The organism is Psychrobacter sp. T6-6, from assembly GCF_052258185.1.
Taxonomy (GTDB): domain Bacteria; phylum Pseudomonadota; class Gammaproteobacteria; order Pseudomonadales; family Moraxellaceae; genus Psychrobacter.
The window spans coordinates 174,045-197,237 of the sequence record NZ_JBQQEX010000001.1 but is presented as its reverse complement, the minus strand read 5'-3'; the positions used below and the strand labels follow the sequence as shown (position 1 = coordinate 197,237).

Genomic DNA, 23,193 nt, shown 5'->3' with positions numbered 1-23,193 from the left:
GGATATTTAGTTTTACAAGTGTCTATCCAATAGAGATCTATCGACTAGACAGTTTGAGTTTTGATGGTCTCAAGGTAGCTTCTGATGTTACTGACATAATGCATTGCTTGCCCGTACCGACTGTTGGAAGCTTTGTTATCTGCTAAATAAGCATAGACGTTCGCCCAGCTCTTATCATCAATACCTTGAGCACGTAGTTCACGCTGAATTCTTTTGACTGCATTGGGACCCATGTTATAACCTGCAAGGGCAAACCAAATACGGTCCGTTTTGGGTACATCAGAGAAGTCGTCTTTGACTTGCTCTAGGTAGCGTGCACCGCCACCAATACTTTGGTAAGGATCAACACGGTCTGAGACGCCCATTGCTTTTGCGGTGTTATTGGTCAGCATCATAAGGCCACGTACGCCAGTCGGTGATACTGCATTGGCATCCAAATGCGACTCTTGATAACCCATAGCCACTAGCAATTCCCAATCATGATTATAATTGCGCGCTTGCTCTTCAAACGATGATTGATAATCAGGCAGTTTTTCTGTCAGTGTTTTTTGGAAATGATCCTGACTATATGCATCTTTTAGCAAGTTCTGATTGTAGAATGCTGCTAGCTTTTGTGTGTTTTGTAGCTTGATGCTATCGCACAAGAAGTAACTGGCTTTTTTGGACAATGGGTCATTAGGTGAACTGAACGTCCAGCTGACTTTTGGATGTAAGCCATTTTTAGTCAAACTGGCATCATAACCACAGCTGACATTTATAGAGGACAGATTAAGCTGGCTTTTTAGCTTGGTGCTGGCAGTAGTCAGCGCCATATCAGCATCACCTGATCTGATAGCTTTTAGCGCAGCTTCTTCGTTAGCATAAGCTTTTAGGTCGATATCAACACCCAGCTCATCAGCGTAAGTGCGCACCAAATCAAATCCAAAGCCATGTTGGAAGCCATCAGTCGCAAAATAGGTACTATCGCCTGGTACTGCGGCAATGGTTAAGGTGTTCTCTAGCATGACGTTGGCATAAGCTGGCACAGGCGCGCTCATAGTGGTCAGACTTTCTGCTGGCAGAGAGAGTAGTGCTATACTGGATACTTGTGCCAGCTTCTTGGTTCTGGCAAAACGCCCTGACGCAGTAGGGGTAACGGATGAAACGATGTTACTTTTGGTGTTAAGCAGGCGTTTAGATGGACGCAGTAAATAAGAAATACGGCGTTTGGCCCCTTGCGCAGATACTTTTACACGATAAGTAATACGTTGCATGGATGTCTCCTGATTTTAGCCATCCTTCTTACCACAAAAACACATAAAGACAAGTGCACGTCATTTTGCATCTATCGATATAGCGTCTCAGACGATAGGGTACTTTTAAATAAAACAAGCACATATCATCTTGCTTGAATACAGTGCCACTAGCATACTCTCTCTAAGAGTTAGCGATGTGAGCGATCATTAGCCGGCAATTCAAGTATCATTCATATCATCACAACAGTCGTCTCAAAATCTAGACGCACGACTATAGGAAGGATATAGATCAGATGATTCCTTCATCAATGTTTCGGTGTGGCTAATGGTCAAACAACTATATATCAAACATAGGTAAGGTCATGAGTAAGTCATTGGGACAATGACATAGCGCTAAGCAGCATTGAGATATTTTAAGATTAAAATAAATATCTTCATTTGCCTTTACTATGCAACTTTGAAAACTGGCGACACCTTGTGTTATTAGTAATAAGGTGGCTTGCTACAAAGTTTCTTGTCCAGCGATGAGAGTAAGTACAGTAGCTATCGAATAAAAATAAGCCACGTCTTATTGTCATCGCGACACTAAAGTTAAAAACGCGATGTTGCCAAAATATAGTGCATACATCGTGTCTCAGTGGCCAGCATTCTAAAATATCATTACTTATCATGTGTAATAAAATCTTAGATTACTGCCAATATCACTCTAGTGCCATAACCGGAAGCTGTAATAATGGGAAGTTTCATGACAAAACGTTCTTTCTTACAGGTAGTAATATGCGGTTACCGATTGTATTATTCAAGTAGAGTTAAGAAAAAAGCGATAAAACTTAACAATAGAGACATAAACGGTTAAATTTCCGTACATTAACTGTTTGTTATTCACAAAAAGACTAATAATGGCTAAAAACAGATAGACAGTGAATTTAAATGAGCCCGAAACTGTCAATTTTCAATCTGTTTTTTTACCATGTAACTATCCATACACGCTATGCTGATTTCTTAGGCAGGGTTATTGATATCAATAAACGTCACTGGTAGCTCGAATTTTTTGGCAACGATATCGCCCAATGCTTGGATACCGCCACGCTCGGTTGCATGATGACCACAGGCAAAATAGTCGATACCCAACTCTCGCGCACTATGCGTGGTACGCTCAGATATCTCTCCTGATATAAAGGCATCACAGCCCATAGCAGCCGCTTGTTCAATCATATCTTGGGCACCACCTGTACAAATACCCACTCGTTTGATCAGTCTGTTCTGTGAGTGAGCATCTGCGTTGTTTTCATAATTGGCTGAGATATGAAGCGGTACGCGCCCTAATACTTGAGTAATTGTGGTGATAAGATCATCAGTAGTTTGCGGTGTACAAGTGGCAATATTGCCAACAGGGTGCGACTCGGAAGGGTAGAGCGCACCAGTCATCGTCATACCTAAGACATCGATCAACTGGGCATTGTTGCCAACCACAGGATGCGCGTCAAGCGGCAAGTGATAGCCAATCATAGAGATACCGTGCTGCATGAGTTTACGGACACGTCGACCCTTCATGCCTGTGAGCGGGGCAGGTTCGCCTTTCCAAAAGTAACCATGATGCACCATAATGGCATCAGCATTATCAGCGATAGCAGCGTCAATTAAGGCTTCACATGCTGTCACCCCTGTCACGATGCGTTGTATCGGTCGTCCACCATCTACTTGTAGCCCGTTTGGCGCGTAGTCTTTAAATGCACTGGTAGATAGATACTCATCACAGAACTGGGTTAGTTCTTGTGCACTGATACTACTGGTCAAAGATTTAATCGTGTTTTGGGTCATTGGGTTTCCTTATTCTTATCGTATCGGTCTCTGTGGCAAGTATTTTACATGGTTTTTATTTTAACATGACGCTGCAAAAGAGTAGACAAGATGGATAACTGAAACGGTACACGATACGTTACTATTTGACGGCATTGCGGTTATAATTTATACATGTAAGTCTGCCTATCTGTGCATCCGTTGCCTAGCCAGACCTTTTCATTGCTTAGCCAGGCAATGAGATGCGATCAGTCGCAACCAACTTACTTTATCTCTTATAACTTTATTTTTCACTGTTTGTTTGCATTACATTTATAGAGGTTCTATATGTCGTCATCCCAGAACACCCATAACAAGGCACCCCTATTAAAATGGTTGCCTTGGGTTTTATTGTTGCTAGTGTTAGCAGCGTTTATCTGGTTGTTTATGAGTATGAAGTCGACATCAGAGGCGACGTGGGAACCACCAAGAACCACGCCAGCTGAGCAGCAAGCCTCAGCACCAGTGGCAGACACGCCAGCGCCGATATCTTCTTATCATAACGCAGTGGCTCGCGCATCACAGTCGGTGGTCAATATCTATACGACTCAAGCGATGATGGAGCACCCTTATATGGATGATCCTGTATTGCGTCGTTTTTTTGAAAATCATAGTGGACCGTCACAAGATCAAGGGTCGACCAATCTAGGCTCAGGGGTCATCGTATCAGAAGACGGCTATATCGTGACTAATGCTCACGTGATCGAGAAAGCCGATGAGATTACAGTCGCGTTCAACGATGGTCGCAAGAGCCGTGCTAGAGTCATCGGTACTGATCCAGACAGTGACTTGGCAGTGATCAAAGTCGATATGACAGGACTGACGCCCCTTGGTTTCCGTGAAGACCCAATCCGTGTTGGCGATTTGGCCCTAGCTATTGGTAATCCATTTGGGGTCGGTCAAACGGTGACCCAAGGAATTATCTCAGCGACTGGACGTACTGGACTGGGTGTAAATAAATTTGAAGACTTCATCCAGACAGATGCGGCAATCAATCCAGGCAACTCGGGCGGGGCACTGGTCGATGCGCGTGGTGAGCTGGTCGGTATTAACACCGTAATATTCTCACGCTCTGGTGGCTCGATGGGGATTGGTTTTGCGATTCCTACAGCGCTCGTTGAGCAAGTGATGAATGCGCTCATCAAAGATGGCCGCGTCAGTCGTGGCTGGCTCGGTATCGAGATTCAGTCACAACTACGTGACCCAACGCAGCTTGAAACCTCAACGGGCGTGGAAGTGCTAAATGTCATTCGAGGTGGTCCTGCTGCCAAGAGTGGACTGCGTGTTGGTGATATTATCCTAACCATCGATGGTGTCGAGATGACCGATGCCAATACCTTGATCCAGTATGTCGCTCGCAAGCCACCAAATACTGAGCTGGATGCGCAGATACTACGCCAGGGCAAAAATGCACAAGTCAAAATCATGCTAGAGGAACGTCCTGTCCAAGAGCCTATCGAGCGTCCTGTGGTACTGCAAGGAGAGAGTATGGGCGGTATGGAAGCAGAGCCAAGTATTCAAAGTGATGAAGAGGCGCCAATGATGTCAAAAGCAGAGCGTGATCGTATGCGCGAAGAGCTGATGAAACTGTTTGAACAAGATACGGCGGCACAGTAAGGTGTATTGATAATATATGCTTTTCATTAGCATATTGATTTAGCTAGTCGCATAAAAAAGCGCGCTCCTTTAGATAAGAAGCGCGCTTTTTGTTGGAGCTGGTTTTATTTAGGCTAGCTTTATCTACACATAACTTTGCTATGACCTTTCAATGGGGTCATGATTGATATGAATAACCCCTTGCACTCGGCAGCAACAGGGTAGGATCTCGTCTTCCTCAATCATCGCAAGCGGATCAAACGGATAGTCCACCGTATGCGAGCTGGCAATACGCTTGACTCGGCAACTACCACAATAGCCCTCACGGCATTGATAGTTGACCTCATGACCAGTGCGCAGCAGACCATCAAGCAGACTTTCATCGTCATGCAAGTAAAATTGCTGCTTACTGGTCATTACCCACGTCATAATTTATCCTATTGGGATACGTCTTTGCTGTTACTACTAAAACGTAAAACGGTTACGATTCAAAGCTCTTATAATTCAGCTTTTTACAGCTCAAAGCTCTTATAATTCAAAGTCATCAAAATCACTGTCTGATAGATCAGAGTCAATCTGACCAACCAAGTACGAGCTAATCTCGGTCTCTTGCGGTGCTACTTGTACATTATCAGACGACAACCACGTGTTGATCCATGGGATTGGGTTTGATTTTGAGTTCGGGAACGCCGCTGGCAAGCCGACGGTTTCCATACGTAAGTTGGTGATGTATTCGATATATTGGCATAGAATGTCTTTGTTTAGACCAATCATTGATCCATCTTTGAACAGATAACCCGCCCATTCTTTTTCTTGTTCAGCAGCCTTGCGGAAAATCTCGATGCTTTCTTCGTAGCACTCTGCGGCAATCTCGACCATCTCAGGATCGTCACGACCGTTGCGCATGAGGTTTAGCATGTGCTGCGTACCCGTCAAATGCAGCGCTTCATCACGTGCGATTAGCTTAATGATTTTGGCATTGCCTTCCATCAATTTACGCTCAGCAAAGGCAAACGAGCAAGCGAACGATACATAGAAACGAATGGCTTCTAGGACGTTGACCGCCATGATGCATAGGTACATTTGTTTCTTCAATGATCTTAAATCAACTGTGACTTGCTCGCCATTGATGTTGTGCGTACCTGGACCGTACAGGCTATATAGCTGTGAGTTGCGGTACAGCTCATCATAATACTGGGCGATATCAGAGGCACGGCCTAAGATGTGCTCGTTTTGCATAATGTCATCAAAGATAATATTTGGATCATTGACGATATTACGAATGATATGCGTATAGCTGCGTGAGTGAATGGTCTCAGAGAACGACCATGTCTCAATCCACGTCTCAAGCTCAGGGATAGATACCAGCGGCAGCAGTACCACGTTTGGACTACGACCTTGGATAGAGTCGAGTAGGGTCTGGTACTTGAGGTTGCTCAAAAATATATGCTGCTCATGCGAGGACAAATTGCTAAAGTCGATACGATCGCGTGAGACATCGACTTCTTCTGGACGCCAAAAGAACGATAGCTGCTTTTCAATCAATTGCTCAAAGATAGGGTGCTTTTGTTGGTCATAGCGCGCCACGTTGACGGGCTGACCAAAGAACATCGGCTCTGTTAGCGCATTGTTTGGCGTTTGCGAAAAAATCGAGTAAGTCATGGGACTGCCTTTATAATTGATACGGTTATTAATTTATAGGGGTTTGACTGGTTTTGATCTGATGCTATGACACGTTTTTGGATTATAGCGTTTTAGCTTAGAGGTTCTCTAGTGATATCTGTGACGACTCTTGCCCATCGTTCATATAGGCTTTGAATATCTCGCTCAGTTCACTATCATCGAGTGCTTCTAATTCATCAAGTGCGCTTTTGCGCAGGGTACTCACATTAGAATCTTCTGCTGCTATTTTTAAGTCTTTTTTAGCCGCTCTCGATACTGGCTTTTTGGCTGCTTTTGTCACGCTTTTTTTGGTGACAGTTGCCTTTGGTGCTTCATCCACACCTAACTGCTGACGCACTGCTGCAATATCAACCTCGACTTGTACGATATGCGAGCCACCATCGTTTAGGTCTGAAAATACGTTTGGGATAAACAAACCACCGTCTTTGATGATTGCGGTATATTGCACGTCTATGACCTCCGTCGTTTTATTCTGTCTGTATGTTTTAATTATAAGAGTAGGTTAGTGTCGAGGCACGAGACCGAACAAAGACTCAAACCGTTGGGTTTCCTTCGTCAGCCCAACCTATGTGCTTTATTGATTTAAAAGTAGTAAAGCAAGTTAATCGTTAACATATAGGTTTATTAAAGCTCTATTATTCAGACCTGCATTGCTATTACCCAAGTCTTTCCTCATGGCTCTATAAATATTATCTACTTTAGAAAGTGTATCGGAGTTGCTATCATCTCCAGCCTGACCACGAAATATAGACCATGTTTTGATTACTTCTGGGGATGCCCATAAGGTTAGGTCTTTAGAGAATTTAATAAAAAACTTTTGTAACTCTTCATCAGATATTGGTTCAACGTCGTTTCTATTTTGCGAGAATACATAATCTATCGTGAAATCAATGAATTTAGAATATATATCAATTTTATAACTTCTGTGTGCTTCTTCGATTTCCCTTCTTTTATTAATATTTTGTCCTATCACTACTGTAAAAGTTGTAGCTATTATAGTTCCTGAAGCAGCAATGAGTGCAGCCGCTACAGTTGCATCAATTTGATAAAAGAAATTTATAAAAAACTTAATACTATAAATTATAGCGACAATCATGCCGATGATTATTGATATGCCAAGGATCATGAAGAATATGTTCTGAATTTTTTTCATAAATAGATAACCTAACTATTATATCAATACCAGAAAAGAGCGGGCTTAACTCAAAAGCCAAACCCGCCATTCATCAATAGCCTAGATCTTACAAGCCCCGCCAGCACAATCATCTTCCATATCCGCTTGGGCATCGTTCGCACCATCACGAGTATTATGGTAGTACAACGTCTTCACACCCATTTTATAAGCGTTTAGCAAGTCTTTTAGCAATATCTTCATCGGTACACGGCCACCAGCATAACGAACTGGATCGTAGTTGGTGTTGGCAGAGATACTTTGATCGACGAACTTCTGCATGATAGCGACCAGCTTTAGGTAACCATCATTGTTTGGCATTTGCCATAGTAGCTCGTACTGATCTTTTAGCTTATCAATCTCAGGCACTACTTGCTTTAGGATGCCGTCTTTTGACGCTTTGATAGAGACCAGACCACGTGGTGGCTCGATACCGTTGGTTGCGTTGGCGATCTGACTTGAGGTCTCAGACGGCATCAAGGCGGTTAGGGTAGAGTTGCGTAGACCGTGCTCGGTGATCTCGCCACGTAGCGTTTCCCAATCGAGATGTAGCGGCTCTTGGCAGATTTTGTCCAAGTCGGCTTTGTACGTATCAATCGGCAAAATACCTTGTGAGTACGTGGTCTCATTGAACGCAGGGCACGCGCCTTGCTCTTTTGCCAATTTGTTTGATGCTTTCAAGAGATAGAACTGCAACGCTTCAAACGTCTGATGGGTCAGACCAAGCGCGCTGTCGTCCGAATAGCGAGCGCCATTCTTAGCTAAGTAGTACGCATAGTTAATCACGCCCACACCGAGCGTACGGCGACGCATGCTGCCGTTTTGAGCCGCTTTGACTGGATAGTCTTGATAGTCGAGCAGGGCATCAAGTGCACGGACGATCAGCTCAGCTGGCTCTTCGATATCGCTGACATTTTCGACTTTACCCAAGTTGACCGCTGATAGCGTACAAAGGGCGATTTCGCCTTCTTCGTCATTGATGTTATCCAGTGGCTTGGTCGGTAGCGCGATTTCCATACATAGGTTTGACTGGCGAATCGGGGCAACCGTCGCGTCAAATGGGCTATGGGTGTTGCAATGATCGACGTTTTGGATATAGATACGACCCGTACTAGCACGCTCTTGCATCATTAGGCTGAACAAGTCGGCTGCTGGGATTTGACGGCTGCGTACGTTAGGATCATTTTCGTACTTGGTATACAATTCTTCGAACTTGTCTTGATCTTCAAAGAACGCATCATACAAGCCAGGAGTATCGCCTGGAGAGAATAGCGAGATGTCTTGACCTTTGATTAGGCGCGTGTACATCGTTTTGTTTAACTGTACGCCGTAGTCCATATGACGGACGCGGTTGTCTTCGACACCGCGGTTGTTTTTGAGTACCAGTAATGACTCAACTTCTAAATGCCATAGTGGGTAGAACAGGGTTGCTGCACCGCCACGGACGCCACCTTGTGAGCAGCATTTCACAGCAGTCTGGAATAATTTGTAGAATGGGATACAGCCAGTATGCTGTGCTTCGCCGCCACGGATAGGGCTACCAAGGGCACGGATACGACCTGCGTTGATGCCGATACCAGCACGCTGTGACACATAGCGTACGATGGCGCTAGTAGTCGCGTTGATAGAGTCTAGGCTATCACCACATTCGATCAGTACGCACGAGCTAAACTGGCGCGATGGCGTACGTACACCTGACATGATCGGCGTCGGTAGTGAGATTTTGAATTCTGACGTCGCATCGTAGAAGCGTTTGACGAAATCAAGACGATCTGACTTGTCGTATTGGCTAAACAGACACATACCGACGAGCATGTATAAGAACTGCGGACTTTCATAGACAGTCTTGCTCACGCGATCTTGGACTAGGTATTTACCAGCCATTTGCTCAACAGCCGCATAAGCAAGATTCATATCGCGCCAGTGATCAAGATACTCTTCTAACTCATCAAATTCAGCACGGCTATAATCCGCTAGGATATGCTGATCGTATTTGCCAGAGTCCGTTAGGGTTTTGACATGGTCATATAGATGCGGCGGGGTGAATCGATTATAAGCAATTTTACGCAAATGGAAGATTGCTAGGCGAGCAGCCAGATATTGATAGTCAGGCGTGGTCTCAGAGATGAGGTCAGCAGCAGATTTGATGATGGTTTCGTGAATGTCACGCGTCTTGATCCCTTCATAAAACTGGATGTGCGATTTTAGCTCAACTTGTGATACCGACACGTTGTCCAAGCCATCCGCAGCCCATGCGATTACCTTGTGAATTTTGTCTAAATCAATAGGCTCTAAACGTCCATCACGTTTGGTTACTTGGATTTTATCAATATGTGTCATGCTGGCCTCTATTTTGATTGCTTATAGTGATGCTACGCGCCGAGTGGGCGGCAGACATTCTTTATGACGCTATTATGCGGGGTTGTGATAGGTCATTTTTTGGACAAAAGACTACCACTACTCATAGTGATGGTTAAAATCACTGAGTACTACATATAGCGTGTTTGTTAATTGGTAGGCACAATATAGCGGGAAAATTTTGAAAATACTATATTGATTTTAGAATAAAACTATGTTGCTACAAGGTTGTAGGCGGTCCAAATTTTGGCAAACGACGATGGGATAAGGGTTAGACGCGAATGCGGTCAATAATAAATTTTTTGTAAAAATATCGTGACGTTTCGCTTTTCATTCTCTCGGTTATTGTTGACTGAAAAGGGCAGTCATGAAGACAATAATGCGGGCGCAGATTGTACATCAAACCATAAAAAATCGCCACCCGTATCTTATTACTAGCGAGTGACGACTTGGACTAAAAAGGCGTTAAAGTTTTCTAAATTGTCTACAGCACAATACGAACCGTTTTTGCATTATCGAGTGCCGCATAAAGCGCGTTGACTTGCTCAGCAGCGGTTAGATACAAATTGACCCGTGCTGAGTGAAAACGACCTGTCTTTGATGGCTTGACTTCGATAGATGCCAGATCAAAATCAGGGAACTGACTACCCAAGATGAGCTTTATCTCATTGAGTAAGCTCTCATGCTCGCCTTCATGACCGATGATACTGAGCGGGTAGTTCATCGGGAATTCCCAAAGCTCTGGGTTTTGGATGTCTGTTTTTTTGCCTTTCAGGACGCCTTTATTTGGCGTCAGATCAGTGACTTTCACTGATGGCTGATTGTTGGTTGGGTTATTTGAATTGTTGTCGTTGTTGTCTTTTGAATCATCACTCATGATATGAGCCTCGCTTATATAAATAAATAGGAAAATTTAATCAGTAATAAATAATTAAGAAGTTGCTGGTTAGATATTCAATCAGTAAACCATGCGCTTGAGTTATGCCCGTGCGTGTGAGTCATGCCAATATCATAACGCAAAAATCTGAGACAGGCTCAGTATGGTCGTAAATGGCATTTAATTCAGTCAAGCTATAGTCGATTCAATTTAAAAGTAGGACAAGGTAACCGAGTGTAGATGTAACTGTGATACTTCAAGCGGAGTTAACGCTGTCATACTTTTATAATGGAATGGCTATATTAGGCAGAGAGTATATGCACTGTTTATAGTGGTCTATGGACAATTATTCAAGTAAAGTCTGTATTTAGTCAGGTTTATCGCGAAACAGTAAGCCAAATGGCTTTTATTAATAGCTATCAACACAAACTACTGCAAATAGCCATTGATAGGAGTGATATCAGGTGGAATATCGGTTTCTCCCAATGCTTCTCGTAGATTGATCTCGATGGTGCGTGACAAAGCAGTCAAAGGTAACTGATTAGCTGCCAAGCCAAAAGGCTCTTCTAGCTCTTCACTTAGCGCGTCTAGTCCAAAAAAGGTATAAGCGATTACCGCGCAGATTAATGGCGTTGCCCAACCGAGTGAGGCTACCAGACCAAAAGGTAACATAATGCAGTACAGGTAGGTCGTGCGATGTACCAGCAGCATATAAGCGAAGGGCAGCGGAGTGTTGTGAATACGCTCGCACGCTGCCAGCACAATCGTCATCGAGGTCAGGCGCTCGTCCATGTTTTGTATAACTTGCTCCGATATCAGTCCTTGACGCCGAATATCGCCGAGCTGTTTCCCCATTAGGCGCATTATATAATCAGGCACGTTTTTCGCTTGATGCATACGGTCATGATCTGTCACTGCGACAAAAGGCTCGATATCCGCCCAAGGTAGCGTACCACGTAACCTGTGACGTACAGCATGGGCAAAAGCAATGGTCAGATATACCATATCTCGCTGAATATCGCGTCCAGTCTCGTTGTTATCCTTACCATCCTCGCCATTCTCTATGGCAGTTGTATTGTCCTCATCTATAAAGGACAATACTTGGCGCGTTAAGCTACGAGAATCATAGACCAGTTGACCCCATAGTGTCCGCGCTTCCCACCAACGTTGATAACTGGCATTATTCCGAAACCCAAGAAACAACGATAGTGCAATACCTATCAAGGTAAAGGTCGCCGTACCATAATAAGGGAACGAGTTAGGGTGCCAGTGCTGGATAACCGTTATCAGCGTGCTAAGTAGAGTAGTTAGTAAAATCTGCGGATAGATCTTGGGAACAATAGAGCCGCGCAGGGTAAAAAATATTTTGAGTGCGTTTGGGGTTTGGCGGACAATCATATTGGCGTCCTAGCGGTGGGTTTTGTGGTCACACTAATAGCATCAGCATCAGCATGAACATCAACATCAATATTGACTTCAATAGCCATCGGGTCAGCCTAAAACGTAGCAACATGTCTGAGCAGTTGATAACGCTGTAGTTGATTCGTTAAACACAAAAAAGCCGAGATAAACTCGGCTTTTTTGTGTCGCTGGCTTGAGTATTAGTCGTTCTCTAAGAACGAACGCAGATGCTCAGAGCGCGATGGATGACGCAGTTTACGTAGTGCTTTTGCCTCGATCTGACGAATACGCTCACGTGTCACGTCAAACTGCTTACCGACTTCTTCTAACGTATGATCCGTTGGCATATCGATACCGAAACGCATCTTGAGCACGCGCGCTTCACGCTCAGTTAAGTTGCCGAGTACATCACGAGTGGCTTCTTGTAGTCCAGCAGACGTCGCATCGTCGACAGGGCTTGAGATCGTACCATCTTCGATGAAGTCACCTAGGTGTGAATCTTCATCATCACCGATAGGGGTTTCCATAGAAATAGGCTCTTTAGCGATCTTGAGCACCTTACGGACTTTGACTTCGTCCATCTCTAGACGTTCGCCTAATTCCTCAGGCGTTGGCTCGCGTCCCATTTCCTGTAGCAGCTGACGTGAGACACGATTGATCTTATTGATGGTCTCAATCATATGTACCGGAATACGAATGGTACGCGCTTGGTCAGCAATAGAGCGGGTGATTGCCTGACGAATCCACCACGTGGCATAGGTTGAGAACTTATAACCACGGCGATATTCAAACTTATCAACGGCTTTCATCAGACCGATGTTGCCTTCTTGGATCAGATCCAAGAACTGCAGACCACGGTTGGTATATTTTTTCGCAATAGAGATAACCAGACGTAGGTTGGCTTCAACCATCTCTTTTTTGGCGCGGCGAGCTTTTGCTTCACCAACTGCCATACGGCGTGCCACATCTTTCATGTCATGGATTTTCATGTCGAGCTGTTGCTCGTAGTCACGGATACGACGTTGTAATAAGATGACGTCATCAGTGACTTTTTCTAGCGTACCAGCAAATGCAGGCTTACCTTTGATACGCTCAATGAGCCAATCAACGTTGGTTTCATTGCTTGGGAAAGTCTTGCGGAACTCTTCGCGCGGCATACGACCACGGCGAATCACCAGACGCATGATCTGGCGCTCTTGCTTACGCACATCATCATAGACATCATGCATAATTGCCATGACTTGATCTGACAGACGGTTGTTTAGCTTCAACATCATGAAGCGTTCAGCAAGTAGGGCATACGCAGTATCTGCCTGCACGCTACCACGACCATAATCTAGCAAGGCTTGCTTGGCTTTGATAAATAAATGCTCGATCTCTTCTAGACGTAGACGTACTTCTTCTAGATCAAGACCGCTGGTTTCTTCTTCAGCTTCTTCTTCAACGTCGTCTTCATCTTCGTCTTCATCATCAAGGGCTTCAGCTTCAGCTTCAGCTTCAGCTTTGGCATTGACCTTGGCTTTGATAACGGGTGGGTTTTCTTTTTCTTCTTTGATGCGCTCACGCTCTTCTTTCGCCGCTTCTTTTGCTTCTTGAGCAGCGATTTTGTCTTCTTCGGTTTCAGGGTCTAAAAAACCAGTGATGACATCAGACAGCTTTTTTTCGCCGTCTTGTACTTTTTGATATTCATCAAGGACGAACTGTACGGTACCCGGCCAGTAAGACATGGCATGCTGCACGTCACGAATACCTTCTTCGATACGTTTAGCAATAGAGATCTCGCCCTCACGGGTCAGTAGATCAACGGTACCCATCTCACGCATATACATACGGACAGGGTCAGTGGTACGGCCAGGCTCGGTCTCAACAGAGGCGAGTACCGCTGCTGCTTCATCTGCTGCCATGTCATCGTCACTTGAATCATCATTCATCAAGATGTCATCGGCATCAGGAGCAGACTCAAAGATTTTGATACCAACATCGGTTAGCATCTGCACAATATCTTCGATCTGATCGCTTTCGGTAATAGAGTCGGGCAGCTGGTCATTCACCTCAGCGTAGGTAAGATACCCTTGCTCTTTGCCCATTTGGATTAAGGTGGCCAGTTGAGATGTGGACTTAGAAACTGACTTATCGTTCATAAATACTCGCTTACTTGCATCGGACATTTTTATATTGTGACGCGCTATCGCTTGCTCTTTGCGTTGATCTTATCAGTCGATTGATCAAAATATGGCGTAGAGGTTGTCAATAATATCAAAAATGAGTTGATATGAATAAAGGCTCAAAACACTACAATAACAATGCTAAAAAAATAGCTATGCTAAAAAACAGCTAAAAATTAGAAAAGCTAAAAAACTTCAATATGGTGCTTAAAAGAATACAGTACTTAAAAATAGTATCTAAAAGCGGATACGTAAAAATAATACCTAAAATTTGTGCTTAACGATGCATGCTCGCAATCATTCACCAAGCAGTGCTGTCAATATACAGCGACACAGTTTAACACAGACCGCAGCTCTCAAGCACGAGCTAGTGATAGCTACTAGCCATTTTTACTGATTATTTATTATCAGTTGAATGATATAGGAGCTGCTCATGCTACTGGGTATAATCATTAGTAGTGGGGGCAGTAACTAAACTTTTAAAGGGTCGACATTTGAAATTGAGCATTAAGACTGGACAGTGACCATTTGTGATGAGCGTTCGGCATGTTGCGCGCGCAGCCAATTACTCAAATGCTGGGCTTGCATACGTACGATTGCTTGTTTGATGTGGTCAGGGTTTTTTATCAGCTCTTGCATTTTTTTCTTTATATTACGTTCAAGTAGTGAGCTTACGAGCTCTTCAATCAAATCATCAAGACTGAGGACGTTCCTTGCGGTTAGCGCTCTATAAAACCCGCCCCAACTACCGCTCAATGTCACTTGATTGGTATGATCAAGGTTGGATAATACAAAGTGTGCCGCCGCATTGGCGTCTGTTGGTAAGTGCGTGATACAACGCTTGATGGTCGTGACGACATTCAATAGCGCAGCATCTTGCAAGTCTTCCCATGCGATAGCGCGCAATGCATCGCTCGCGGCCTTTTTTTGTATGTGGGCTGGCAGTTTTAGTCTTGTAAGACCAGACTGTTGCCATATTGACTCAATAGGATCATCGACTAACGCGCGCGGCTGAAACAAAAAACAAAGCTGCAGTTGCTGACTGATGGTCATGTCACCATCAAAATCTAACAATGCATCTTTGGCCTCGACATTTTGACTGCGCTTGCCGCCCAGCTTTTGATACACATCATTGTTGAGCAAATAGCGAAAGCTACTGCCTTTAGGTAAGGCGGTGGTCAACGAGCGTACTTGCGACATGAGTTTGGCTTTGCCTTCAGCCAGACTCATGTCATAGCGCTCACTCAAGTATGCAAAAATATACTGTGATAGCGGCATGGCATTAGCGATTTGCTCACGCATGGCATCGCTGCCCTGACTCTTAATAAACGTGTCAGGATCATGATTGTTGGGCAGGGTCAAAAACCGTAGCTCTTTGTCATCGGCCAATACAGGCAGAGCAACTTCAAGCGTACGCCAAGCCGCTTTTTGTCCGGCACTATCGCCATCAAAGCTCAAGGTCAAGGTTGGGTTTAGAGTCAATAAACGTGATATCTGGCTTTCGTTGATGGCCGTACCCATTGACGCAATAGCGCCATAGATACCGGCTTGGTACAGTGCAATCACATCCATATAGCCTTCGACCACCAGCCAGTCGTTGGCACGCTGCTGGCGCGATTCGTAATAGCCATAGAGTACGTGCTGCTTGTGAAAGACGGGCGAGTCTGAGGAGTTGATATATTTGGGCTTGACCTCGTCATCGAGCGCGCGACCACCAAAACCAATAGTACGACCTTGGTTATCACGAATAGGAAAAATAACCCGATCGCGCAGCAGATCATAGTCGCGGCCAGATTCTGACTGGCGCACTAGTCCCAAGGCTTTGAGTCCTTCAATATCTTGTGGAAACTGGTGCTCAAGATGTTGCCACCCAAATGGCGCGTAACCTAAACCAAAAGTCTCAAAAGTCTCTTCAGTGAGTCCACGAGACAAAAAGTACTGCTTGGCATGAGGGTGAGTGGTTAGGTTATGCTGATAAAACTGCTGAATTTGCTCTAGCAGCTCGTATAGGTTGCCATCTTGGTCAGTCGTCTCAATACTAGCTATGCCTGCATCGGTATCCGTCAGCCATGCTGGCGGGTAGCTATCATCCTGTGAATAATCGGACGGATATGGGTCCGCTGCGTATGGCACTGAATCGTAAGCATCTATCGGCGGGAAATTATCGTAGCCCTGAGCATCTGGATAACTGGGCTGATCCATGTAGCTTTGGTCGCTGCTATCTGCGTGGCTCTGATCTGCGTGACTATGATCTGAATGGGCTTGCTTTATATTGCTCTTGCTTGAGTCGCTAGCATTTGGATGGCTTTGATTGACAGCTCGATCTACGGCTACATTAGAACGGTTTGGTGCCTGTGGCGGAGGCACAGGTTTGGGTGCGCGGCGCTGGTAGCTGACGTTTTGTTGTTCTTCTTTTGGTACCTCAATGCCTGTTTGTTTGGACAGCTCATTGACCGCTTCAATAAAGGTTAAGCTTTCATAATCACGCAAAAAACTGATGGCATTGCCACCAACACTACAGCCAAAACAGTGGTAGATGTTTTTTTGCGGATTGACATAAAATGAGGGTGATTTTTCACCATGAAAGGGGCAACAGCCTTTATATTCACTACCAGCACGTTTGAGCGTGGTATGTCGACCAATAATGCTGATCAGGTCAGCTTGGCTATTTAATTGTTCAAGAATATGGTTAGGGATGCTCATACAAAAAACAGTTTACCATAGGTCAATTATATTGGGGCATAGCGAATAGCATACCACTAGAAAAATAAGGCCAACATAGTGTTGGCCTTATTATTAATCATACAGACGGTGTCGACTTAACCCAGTCACTGAATGGGATTATTCGTCGTCCATATCTGATGGGGTCAGTAGTATGCTATTGCTGTTACCATCTAGGGTGGTGCGGCGTGTTGGGTTGATGTTTTGTGGATCAACGTTGGCTTCTCTCGCCGTAGAGCCAGTGCTTGATTGACTGGTCACGCGTTCAGCTGATGCTTCTGGCAGACCTAGACCTACATTGATGCCGTTGTTGCCTGAGGCCGTCGTAGTGTTGGCAGTGGCTGCACGAGCAGCGCTTATGCCATTATCACTTGGTAGTCTGAGCTGATTGGCATTGCGAATCATCTGAGTTTTAGTCACGCCGTTATATTCGCCAGTTGCCACTGAGTTGTCAGTTGTGTTTGAGCGACCAAGCTTACCAAAAGTCACTTTATTGAGCCAAGAGCGATCACGTTTGGTGCTTAGCTTCACACTGCCGTTGCTGGTCAACATGTCTGGATAGTTGATTTGCAAGAGGGTTTTGTACTCGTCTGCCAAATCTGTTAGACCAAGCTTGTCGTGGCTATAGGCTAAGACGGCTAGGGCATCTGGAATCGATTCGCTAAGTGGGTAGTACTGGAACACCCATTTGGCGCGGTTAACAGCTGCCACATAAGCTTCACGCTCGATATACCAGTTGGCTGCGCTCATCTCGCTTTGAGCAAATTGATTGTAGATGAAGGTCATACGCTGAGCGGCATCTGGTGCGTAAGGGCTGTTTGGATACTTGTTGATAAGTTCTTGGAAGTTGGCAAAAGCAATACGCAAATACGCAGTATCACGCTCTGCTTGGTTGAGTTTAAATAGCTTTAAGCTCTCAGATGAGCCTTCCATATTGGCAACGCCGCGTACATAGTAAGCATAGCTGACTTGCGGGTTAGACGGATATAGACGGATGAATTGCTCAGCACTTGCCGCTGCCATCTCGTATTTATCAGCCTCATACTGTGCGTACATCATGTCGAGCAATGCTTGCTCAGCATACTGTCCAGTTGGATAAAAAGTACGCAAATTAGTCAATTCTTCAATACCTTGGAGATAACGACCTTTGTCGATTTGAGCAACGGCATCGCTATAGTAACCTTGCTCTGATTTTTCTGCAGTTTCTACCGCATCGACGTCTTTGGCACCCGTTAGGTTTTTGAAAGTTTGGCAACCCACTAGATTGACGCTAAGCGCAAGTAAGGTTATTGAGGACAGCTTGATAAACGTATTGCCAACAGCTTGCATACTTCTTCTCCGACACAAGACGCATAATAGCAGCAGCGCTATCATGCTATATAAAAGGTTAGTGATAAAAACAATTCACGAATAATAAGGTTTTTATCGAATGCAGTTTTTGTTATGACGTATTTTACTCATAGAACTGATTAAGCTATGAAAAATTTATAAATGTTCAGCCGCGCATGCGTGTTTTATCACAGTCAAACGATATAGAGAGCAAACGTTGTCGATAGAATGCAACGGCACTCAAATACGGCATGTCAACAGAGCATTCAAATACAAAGCATTCAAATATAGTGCCATAGCATACAGCAAAACATGGCTACACTTTATAGAATAACGTCAGCTTCGTCTATTTTTTCGCCACAGGTATTTTACAGGCAGTTTAACATGAGCGGCTATCACGAGCGATATCGAATATCACTGGCTGGGACAAATATACAGTAAATTACAGCAATGTTATGTTCCAGAGAGCTAAGGGGTAAATGTTAAACGCTCAAAATCGATAGATACCAGCCACTTTTATAGGGCTTGGGCGCGTGACATGGTACACTATGGCGATATTGTTTCCGATTTTTTGAGTCCTGATTGCTTTTATATGTCAGCTAAAGGTCAAAAAACGCCAACTTTTTATAATTTTTTTTATTACTTTTTTTAAGGCTGCCTTATCACTATCTGTTAAGGGTCTTGATATGTATAAATTCGCTATGAACAATAACGCCATGACTACCCATTTATCACAGAATCAATCGTCAAAGACTGATTCATCAGCACAAGAGCCACCAATGCCAAATAACGTTTTAAATAATGAAGAGCTACCTGATAATCAGACAATGATTGATGAAGCACATGATGAAATACTGGATAACGACGATATGCTCATCGACGATGATGGTGTTGAAGAGCATGGCATTGATGATGGCGATGCAGATGATATAGATGATAGCGACGATGATGAAGCGCCAGTAGCAGGTCAAGCGGTGCCAGTAGTCGTAGATATGACACACATCGTCACAGAAGAAGAGTCTGGTTTGCGCATTGATAAAGTCGCCTCGCAAGTATTTTCAGACTTTTCGCGTGTGCAGTTACAAGGCTGGATAACTGACGGCAGTTTGCTATATAACGGCAAAGTGCAAAAGCCAAAGGTCCGTGTAAAAGCAGATGACGTGCTACATCTATCAACGACGCTGCAGCAGCATAGCGAAGATCAGCCAGAAGATATTGATATCAATGTGGTCTACGAAGATGATGAGGTACTGGTGATCGATAAGCCTGTCGGCATGGTGGTCCATCCTGGGGCAGGTAATCAAACTGGCACTTTAGTCAATGCCTTGCTATACCATTATCCGCAGCAGCACCATCTACCGCGTGCTGGTCTGGTACACCGTATTGACAAGGACACCTCTGGGCTGCTGCTTATTGGTAAGACCAAACCTGCTCAAATGGCACTCATGGAGCAGCTAAAAGACAAGTCTGTTTATCGTCACTATAAGTGTGTGGTAGCAGGTGACCAAGCAAGTTTGCTGCGTCATCGCCGTATTGATGCACCGATTGGACGCCATCGTACGCAGCGTACCAAAATGACAGTCATGACAGCAGGCCGTGAAGCGGTGACGCATTTACTGAAAGTGACGCCCCTTAATGACAACTACTGCCTGCTAGATGTGGGGCTTGAGACGGGTCGTACACATCAGATTCGTGTGCATTTGAGTCATGTGACTTATCCGCTAGTAGGAGACCGTGTTTATGGTGGACGTCGTCAATTGCGTGCAGGATTGTCCGAAGCACAGCGTCAAGCCATTAATAATTTCCCGCGCCAAGCACTGCATGCTTATACTTTAGGTTTTGTTCATCCAGCGACTGGTGAAGACATCGAAGTTACTACGCCGCTGCCAGAAGACATGCAAAAACTAATAGCCGTATTAAGTGATGGTTATGATGAAGAGTAAAACCTGCTGAAACAAAGCTACGGAAACAATGCTGCGGTTGAGTCATTGCTGTACACAGGTATGACACCTATCTAGTCTACGGCAGTGATACAACCAACCTCATTGTGAGGTAATCGGTGGATAAAGGGGTAGAGCAGTCATGATAAACAAGCTTCCGATAACAAATAACTTCCCAATGACAATGCTTGCGCAAATGGATGAAGTGGCTGTTTTTCAAACGGCTGCGTTTGCGTATGATGATAGGAATGACTCTGTTACCAGAAACCAGCGTATGGGGTATGAGGGACAGTCAAATTACGGTGAGCTGAATCTAGGTCTTCATGTCAATGATGATGCGGCAAAAGTATTGGGCAACCGGATGAGTTTGTTGACTGCTATTAATGAGCAGCTGGCAAGTGAGTCATCGATAGATGGGCAGTATGGCAGTATCAATAGTATACATTGGGTCAGTCAAGTCCATGGACAGCAAATCCACGATATTGATGCGACAACATTGAGTATGATGCCATTGGCTGCTGATGCACTGGTCAGCCAACAATGTGGGCGCGGACTAGCGATAATGACGGCAGACTGTGTGCCGATTGTCTTATACCAGCCTACCAGTGGCAAAATAGCGGCGATCCATGCAGGCTGGCAAGGGTTGGCATGTGGCGTCATTCAAGAGACGGCGCAGCGCTTTACGGATTCAGGGGCTATACAGGCTTGGATAGGGGTCTGTATCAGTCAGGCTAACTACGAAGTAAATACAGACGTTCGCGATAAGCTATTGGCTGGGTGCATAGAGCATCAGACATTATCACAGGAACATATCGATAATTTTGTGACGCTGTTTTCTATTCCATCTGTCGATGACAAGGTCAAGCTAGATTTACCAAAGCTTGCTGCCATGCAATTAGAATCGGCTGGCGCTACCATCATGAGTGACCTGCCAGTTAACTGTAGCTACGCAGATATTCACTATTATTCTTACCGTCGTCAGACCCATATGCAGCAGCCGGCAACGGGTCGCATGGCACTGGTCATCGTGCGCCGTTAGAAGCGCTCTAGATATATACACCGCACAGCACGCAATAAAAAACAGCAGAATAATCTGCTGTTTTTTTATTTAAGAACTAAATTTGTATTAACAAACAGAATCGCTAGATTTTGGCACAGATAAGCCAAACAAAGGGCGTAAATACAGCGCTAAAAACGTACCTGCCATTGCGAGTATGCCCCAGATATAGCCATGTAAGCTAAAAGAAGCGATACCGCCAAAATAAGCGCCAATGTTGCAGCCAAATGCTAGACGTGCGCCATATCCCATCATCAATCCGCCAATGACGGACGCTGCAAAATTACCTGTAGTAATCTTAGTAAATTTGAATAAGCCGCCCGCTGCAGACGCGATAAACGCACCGACGATGATACCGATATTTAGTACCGTGGTCGAATCTGCGAAGATAGAGGCTTCTAGGGCTGCTGCATTAGCACCCTGCCAGTAGCCCCAGCTGGCGACATCCATACCAAAGCCGCTTGCAATTTTAGAACCCCATAATGTAAAGGCAGAGGTAATCCCCCACGGCTGACCACGCGTGAGCAGTGTCAGTCCGTTAAGTAGCGCCAAGACGATAGCGGCAGCAAACAGTGGCCAAGAACCGCGAAAGATTCTTCTCCAGCCAGACTCAGAGGGGACGGGCGCCATCTTTGGTGCGTTTTTCTTTTTCTCAACGATGAGAGTCACCCACGCGATGATACCGAATATCGCAAGAGACAATAGCCATGCCCCTGTATAACCGAGATCTGTGGAGGTTGCCAAAGAAAAAGGCGCCGCTGCGGGCATCTCCTCTGTCCAAAACGGCAGATGATAAGCGCCAATCGTCGCGCCTATGATGAAGAAGATAAAGGTGATAAACATCACTGAACGGCCGCCGCCTACCGCGTAGAGCGTACCAGAGGCACAGCCTCCACCAAGCTGCATGCCGATACCAAACACGAATGCACCGACGATCAGACTGACACCTAACGGTGCGACATAACCTGCCACAGGTCCACCAAATAGCGTCGTACCATAAGCAAGTATGGGCGCAAACAAAGTAACGGCAACCGCTAGCATCAGCATGTGTGAGCGCATCGCCTGACCATTGCCTACCGCCATGATGCGTCTAAAAGCAGAGGTAAAGCCAAAGCGTGCATGAAAGAGGGTATAGCCCAACAATAGGCCAATGCCAAGTAGCAGTGATTGAGAGATATGCTGGGTAGCCAGTAGATACACAAGCACCATTAATCCTACGATACCGCCCCCTATGATCAAGGGTTTTTGCGGGGCATTCAGAGCAAGATCGTCTCTGACAATGGGGTCTTTTGTATCGTTTACAGGTTGAACGAGAGTAGTAGTCAAGGTAATAGCTTCCTTATCCGACAGTTTTATCAGATATCGTTTTTACGAGGATTTATGTTTTATATGTATGCAGGTTTATATATATGCAGGTCTACAGAGTTGAAAAGTGGTATCACGGTCAAATTAAGAGAAGCGCTACATCTTAATCCTATTGGGCGTAATGTAAACCTGAAGAGAGTAGAATAATTTGAATTAGCATATAATTATTTGGAATATAGGAGTTAATTGCTGATATTGTTCGAGTTTGATAGTCGTCTATATAGTTACCAAACATAAGGGTTATCAGCGTATTAAAGCCATTGCGTCTATCTAAGGTAAGACTCTAGGCTGTATTGATCGTGCATAGCGCATCGTTTGGTAAACCGCGTAGCCTGATAGTTTAATAGGTTAGAATCTAACAAATAACTCAAAAATAAAAATACGTCTGATACAATAGGCTTGAATTCAATGAAGTTCATCGCATATATGATGATACGTGTACGCTGACGTATAAAA

At 44.7% G+C, this 23,193-nt stretch carries 16 protein-coding genes; 3 read left to right on the top strand and 13 right to left on the bottom strand.

Annotation, left to right across the window (positions count from 1 at the left end):
- Nucleotides 1-44: 44 nt before the first annotated feature.
- Together ACTXGL_RS00750 and ACTXGL_RS00745 are read right to left on the bottom strand one after the other, a co-directional pair.
- Nucleotides 45-1,253 (bottom strand): transglycosylase SLT domain-containing protein, encoded by a 1,209-nt coding sequence (locus ACTXGL_RS00750; RefSeq protein WP_319050291.1) that lies wholly within the window; start codon nt 1,251-1,253, stop codon nt 45-47.
- Between the two features lie 984 nt (nt 1,254-2,237).
- Nucleotides 2,238-3,056, bottom strand: coding sequence for a Nif3-like dinuclear metal center hexameric protein (locus tag ACTXGL_RS00745; protein WP_443524177.1), 819 nt, complete (start codon nt 3,054-3,056; stop codon nt 2,238-2,240).
- A 306-nt stretch (nt 3,057-3,362) separates the two neighbouring features.
- On the opposite strand from ACTXGL_RS00745, the gene ACTXGL_RS00740 reads away from it, so the two are divergent.
- Nucleotides 3,363-4,691: a S1C family serine protease gene (locus tag ACTXGL_RS00740; protein ID WP_443524176.1), complete on the top strand. Its 1,329-nt coding sequence runs from the start codon at nt 3,363-3,365 to the stop codon at nt 4,689-4,691.
- Between the two features lie 138 nt (nt 4,692-4,829).
- Here ACTXGL_RS00740 and yfaE read toward each other — a convergent pair whose 3' ends face one another.
- The 10 genes from yfaE to ACTXGL_RS00690 form a co-directional block, all read right to left on the bottom strand.
- Nucleotides 4,830-5,099, bottom strand: coding sequence for a class I ribonucleotide reductase maintenance protein YfaE (gene yfaE, locus ACTXGL_RS00735; protein ID WP_443524174.1), 270 nt, complete (start codon nt 5,097-5,099; stop codon nt 4,830-4,832).
- Nucleotides 5,100-5,198: 99 nt separating this feature from the next.
- A complete protein-coding gene (gene nrdB, locus ACTXGL_RS00730) occupies nt 5,199-6,332 on the bottom strand; it encodes a class Ia ribonucleoside-diphosphate reductase subunit beta (protein ID WP_290176118.1) in 1,134 nt (377 codons plus the stop codon).
- Nucleotides 6,333-6,429: 97 nt separating this feature from the next.
- Nucleotides 6,430-6,801 (bottom strand): hypothetical protein, encoded by a 372-nt coding sequence (locus ACTXGL_RS00725; protein WP_443524172.1) that lies wholly within the window; start codon nt 6,799-6,801, stop codon nt 6,430-6,432.
- Between the two features lie 153 nt (nt 6,802-6,954).
- The gene (locus ACTXGL_RS00720) at nt 6,955-7,506 is read right to left on the bottom strand and encodes a hypothetical protein (RefSeq protein WP_443524170.1); all 552 of its coding nucleotides are present in this window, start codon (nt 7,504-7,506) and stop codon (nt 6,955-6,957) included.
- An 81-nt stretch (nt 7,507-7,587) separates the two neighbouring features.
- On the bottom strand, nt 7,588-9,864 hold the full coding sequence (nrdA, locus tag ACTXGL_RS00715; protein WP_443524168.1) for a class 1a ribonucleoside-diphosphate reductase subunit alpha: 2,277 nt from the start codon (nt 9,862-9,864) through the stop codon (nt 7,588-7,590).
- A 502-nt stretch (nt 9,865-10,366) separates the two neighbouring features.
- On the bottom strand, nt 10,367-10,759 hold the full coding sequence (locus tag ACTXGL_RS00710; protein WP_443524167.1) for a YbeD family protein: 393 nt from the start codon (nt 10,757-10,759) through the stop codon (nt 10,367-10,369).
- Between the two features lie 429 nt (nt 10,760-11,188).
- Complete coding sequence (locus ACTXGL_RS00705; RefSeq protein WP_443524166.1) at nt 11,189-12,157, bottom strand: bestrophin family protein; 969 nt, start codon at nt 12,155-12,157, stop codon at nt 11,189-11,191.
- Nucleotides 12,158-12,360: 203 nt separating this feature from the next.
- Nucleotides 12,361-14,301 carry an RNA polymerase sigma factor RpoD gene (rpoD, locus tag ACTXGL_RS00700; protein ID WP_443524164.1) on the bottom strand — a complete coding sequence of 647 codons (1,941 nt, stop codon included), beginning with the start codon at nt 14,299-14,301 and terminating at the stop codon, nt 12,361-12,363.
- A gap of 531 nt (nt 14,302-14,832) precedes the next feature.
- Nucleotides 14,833-17,028: a DNA primase gene (locus tag ACTXGL_RS00695; protein ID WP_443524163.1), complete on the bottom strand. Its 2,196-nt coding sequence runs from the start codon at nt 17,026-17,028 to the stop codon at nt 14,833-14,835.
- 138 nt (nt 17,029-17,166) lie between these two features.
- Nucleotides 17,167-18,375: an outer membrane protein assembly factor BamD gene (locus tag ACTXGL_RS00690; protein WP_443524162.1), complete on the bottom strand. Its 1,209-nt coding sequence runs from the start codon at nt 18,373-18,375 to the stop codon at nt 17,167-17,169.
- 869 nt (nt 18,376-19,244) lie between these two features.
- On the opposite strand from ACTXGL_RS00690, the gene ACTXGL_RS00685 reads away from it, so the two are divergent.
- Nucleotides 19,245-20,318, top strand: a complete 1,074-nt coding sequence (locus ACTXGL_RS00685) for an RluA family pseudouridine synthase (protein WP_443524825.1) — start codon at nt 19,245-19,247, stop codon at nt 20,316-20,318.
- A gap of 139 nt (nt 20,319-20,457) precedes the next feature.
- On the top strand, nt 20,458-21,354 hold the full coding sequence (locus ACTXGL_RS00680) for a polyphenol oxidase family protein (RefSeq protein WP_443524161.1): 897 nt from the start codon (nt 20,458-20,460) through the stop codon (nt 21,352-21,354).
- An 87-nt stretch (nt 21,355-21,441) separates the two neighbouring features.
- Here ACTXGL_RS00680 and ACTXGL_RS00675 read toward each other — a convergent pair whose 3' ends face one another.
- Entirely contained in the window at nt 21,442-22,698 is a 1,257-nt protein-coding gene (locus ACTXGL_RS00675; RefSeq protein ID WP_443524160.1) for a YeeE/YedE family protein, read from the bottom strand.
- Nucleotides 22,699-23,193: the final 495 nt, after the last annotated feature.

Bases quoted from the DNA above. Each gene is read 5' to 3' on its own strand.
- ACTXGL_RS00710 (WP_443524167.1), bottom strand. From the start codon at position 10,759: ATGAGTGATGATTCAAAAGACAACAACGACAACAATTCAAATAACCCA.
- ACTXGL_RS00720 (WP_443524170.1), bottom strand. From the start codon at position 7,506: ATGAAAAAAATTCAGAACATATTCTTCATGATCCTTGGCATATCAATA.
- ACTXGL_RS00680 (WP_443524161.1), top strand. From the start codon at position 20,458: ATGATAAACAAGCTTCCGATAACAAATAACTTCCCAATGACAATGCTT.
- rpoD (WP_443524164.1), bottom strand. From the start codon at position 14,301: ATGAACGATAAGTCAGTTTCTAAGTCCACATCTCAACTGGCCACCTTA.
- ACTXGL_RS00740 (WP_443524176.1), top strand. From the start codon at position 3,363: ATGTCGTCATCCCAGAACACCCATAACAAGGCACCCCTATTAAAATGG.
- ACTXGL_RS00745 (WP_443524177.1), bottom strand. From the start codon at position 3,056: ATGACCCAAAACACGATTAAATCTTTGACCAGTAGTATCAGTGCACAA.
- ACTXGL_RS00695 (WP_443524163.1), bottom strand. From the start codon at position 17,028: ATGAGCATCCCTAACCATATTCTTGAACAATTAAATAGCCAAGCTGAC.
- ACTXGL_RS00705 (WP_443524166.1), bottom strand. From the start codon at position 12,157: ATGATTGTCCGCCAAACCCCAAACGCACTCAAAATATTTTTTACCCTG.
- nrdB (WP_290176118.1), bottom strand. From the start codon at position 6,332: ATGACTTACTCGATTTTTTCGCAAACGCCAAACAATGCGCTAACAGAG.
- nrdA (WP_443524168.1), bottom strand. From the start codon at position 9,864: ATGACACATATTGATAAAATCCAAGTAACCAAACGTGATGGACGTTTA.
- ACTXGL_RS00750 (WP_319050291.1), bottom strand. From the start codon at position 1,253: ATGCAACGTATTACTTATCGTGTAAAAGTATCTGCGCAAGGGGCCAAA.
- ACTXGL_RS00690 (WP_443524162.1), bottom strand. From the start codon at position 18,375: ATGCAAGCTGTTGGCAATACGTTTATCAAGCTGTCCTCAATAACCTTA.
- ACTXGL_RS00685 (WP_443524825.1), top strand. From the start codon at position 19,245: ATGCTCATCGACGATGATGGTGTTGAAGAGCATGGCATTGATGATGGC.
- yfaE (WP_443524174.1), bottom strand. From the start codon at position 5,099: ATGACGTGGGTAATGACCAGTAAGCAGCAATTTTACTTGCATGACGAT.